The organism is Chitinophaga sp., from assembly GCF_035564935.1.
In the GTDB taxonomy this organism is placed as follows: Bacteria; Bacteroidota; Bacteroidia; order Chitinophagales; family Chitinophagaceae; genus Chitinophaga.
In genome coordinates, this window is sequence record NZ_DATMTE010000886.1 from 1 (window position 1) to 2,428 (window position 2,428).

Genomic DNA, 2,428 nt, shown 5'->3' on the forward strand with positions numbered 1-2,428 from the left:
CCTTGTGATTATGAAAAAAGTAAGTCGTTTTCATGTCTTCCCGGAAGAAAATACCGGCAAACTTTGATCATCTATTTACAGATAAAATATTATAAATATATTTCTTCTTAAAAAACAATAGATAGTAACCAAATGCTGACAAACTCTGTATTTGGTTGTAAATTTGCTATCTGGTCGTTGGGAAAAGATCACATTAGTATGAGAAGATTTTTATTAATAATCGCACTGACAGTACTGGTAACCAACCAAATGCAGGCGCAAAGCAGTCACCACCCGATTCCAATCAGCAGACAGGGATTTCATGACAACATCGACAAAGAGCAGGCCGCTGCAGCCAAGTTCGACGGGAAAGCGGATGACCTCGTGAAAGTTTCAGAGGATCAGACCACTAACCTGCAGGTGACCAATGCCCTGCTAAAGGAAGTGGATGATATGCAACAGGAAATAGAGGACAACGATTCACTGGATCACCGGCTGAAAGTAAAGTACCTCTCTGCTATTTATGTAATGGTGAAAGATTACAACCAGAAGCGTGCACGCAGTAAAATTGACCCGGAGGAAGCCCCCGCCATGGTATCTGCGTTCCGCAATATGATGCACGCAGACATCAAAGGACAAAGTATTTTGCCCTATATCAATAACCTTTCTTACGACGCCTCCGAAAGGATCATCGAATCGTTTCATGATAACCCCGGCTACAAAGAAGCCAGGGGACGGGTGTTTTCCAAATATGCCTTTAATAACCTGGAAACCGTAATGCCCAAACTGGTGGATTATCTCAACTATCCGGGCACCGATTCCATTATAGCGGCTGTGGCGCGTAAATATCCCAACCAGATACTTACCTATGCTACGTCCTATACCCCAATGGCCAGCGCCATTAAACGTAACCAGGACCCGATTGTACAGCAGATTGTGCGTATAGGACAGTCGTCACAAAGCACCAGGATACTCCCGTTCATCGACGAGCTCCTGGCCGGCACCACTACCGTTGAGAAGCTGGAACCCGTGGTAGACAACGACTACCAGTATTTCAAACAGATGGTGAAATCCACTATCGCATTGCAGAAGATGAAAAGCGACGGTCAGAACCCATATGGCCTGAAAGCAATGATGGAAAACATGCAGGCAAAATCGCTGCTGTATATCCGCTCTGTAAACGACCTGCATGAAGAACCAGCCCCGGTAAGGTTTGCCATCGTTAAGAATTTTACACCGGAAGAACTGTATTACCTGATCATCAACGGGCAGGAAGAACTGTATACTTCGAGTTATACCAATCACAACAACGCCGGCCTGTACGACCAGATGATGCTCCGTATGAAGCCCCCGCGCGGCGACAGCTTACTGATGATAGTGAACTTCGACCGTTTCAAAAAGTTCATCGCCATGGCTGCCGGTTTCAATACGCTGGACAATTTCCTGAAATCCATGGCCCCGGAAAACTCCAACTATCTCATGCAGAAATACGTGCAGAACCTGGAAAAAACCGAAGACCTGGAAGATGCAGTAGATGTGGCTAACTCTTTTGGTAGTATCCGGGATGAGAAACTGCTGGAATTTCTCCGTGTGGAAGTAAAGAAAAACCTGAATTATGTAAGAAAACATAACGATAAACGCGGAACGGTTATTTATCAGCTGCTCAGCAGCCTGTTTGAAACGGAATCCAAAACAGAGAACGATTCGTCTAAAGCTACGGATATGGCTGCCAAGCTGCAGTTACCGCCTATCAACTATGTGACCTTTAATACACTGGAAAGCGACAGCGGAAGGGTGTACCAGCAGGTGTTTTTTTATGGAGATAAAGACGGGCAGGAGTCATACGCCAGCTTCATGACCAATTTCCCTTCGTCCGACTGGAGAGTGAGCAAAAATAAATACTGGACTACCATCACCTCATTGAAAGGAAAGCCCACTACTATTTATGCGAACCTGCCAACAGATGAACCGGCAGATAAAGAAGCCATCTCCAAATTGTCTGAATACCTGGATGAAAACGATATTCATCCTACTATCTTCATTCACCGCGGACATAGCTATCATATCAACACCACCCTCGACAACCTGCAGAGCTCTGCCAAGATAGTAGTGCTGGGATCCTGCGGCGGTTATCATAACCTGGCTACTGTATTGGAAAAATCGCCGGAGGCGCATATCATTTCCTCCAAACAGGTAGGTACCCGTTTCGTAAATGAACCGATTATCCATAGCCTGGAAGACCAGGTACGTTCCGGCAAAAATGTAGACTGGGTAATTATGTGGGCGCAGCTCACCAAACGGTTTGCCGGGGATGCCCGCAACAAGGATCTTTTCAGCGACTATGTACCGCCGCATAAGAATCTTGGCGCCATATTCATCAAGGCTTACAAGCAGATTATGAAAGACGAAAAGAAGTAAAATTTACAAATATTTTTTCGGAAGGCGCAGG

1 protein-coding gene is annotated in these 2,428 nt (G+C 45.5%); it reads left to right on the plus strand.

Going from position 1 to position 2,428, the window contains the following annotated elements:
• The first annotated feature begins 198 nt into the window (after window positions 1–198).
• Entirely contained in the window at window positions 199–2,397 is a 2,199-nt protein-coding gene (locus VN105_RS23130) for a hypothetical protein (protein WP_325644670.1), read from the plus strand.
• Window positions 2,398–2,428 lie beyond the last annotated feature (31 nt).